General features: G+C 33.6%; 1 pseudogene. It reads left to right on the forward strand.

Features of this window, described 5'->3' with window-relative positions:
- Positions 1–507 (forward strand): annotated as a pseudogene (locus tag DMC01_RS12740) (transposase); the annotation flags it as partial.
- Between the last annotated feature and the right edge of the window lie 41 nt (positions 508–548).

Genomic DNA, 548 nt, shown 5'->3' on the forward strand with positions numbered 1-548 from the left:
AACAATTCTTGCCAAAGTATCAATAAAATCATCAAAAATATTAGAGTATTAATTGCAATAGAATGTGAAAATATTTCAAAAAGGTGAAATAGAAATTGATGAAAGCTATTTTTTACAACGCTAGGCTTGCAACTGCTAGCCAAAGGTGCAAAAAGAGGCAGAGGCAAAAGAGGTAGGGGAGTAGGTAAAAAAACACCTATGTTTTTGCTTCGTGTTACGCGTCTTGCAACTTTGCAAGAAGGTATGTTAAAACGCTAGGCTAGCGTTTATACCCAAGTAGTAAAAAATTGTTCTGCTAGTGAGCTTTTGCCAATTTTATCAGGCTTTGCAGAATTAGAATCTAGCATAATTTATAGTGATACTTGGAAAGCTTATGATTAACTTGTAGATTTTTTACAACGCTAGGCTCGTCCCTTTGTAAGAAGGTACTAAAGAGCATTTAGAGTAAAACACAGGGAAAATGAGTTTAGCTTAGCTAAGAATCACATAAATGCAATTGTGAATTTCTGAGGTTTTACTAAACATAGCTTAGCTAAATTTAAAGGAAT

Origin of the sequence: Campylobacter troglodytis (assembly GCF_006864425.1) — a bacterium.
In the GTDB taxonomy this organism is placed as follows: domain Bacteria; phylum Campylobacterota; class Campylobacteria; order Campylobacterales; family Campylobacteraceae; genus Campylobacter_D; species Campylobacter_D troglodytis.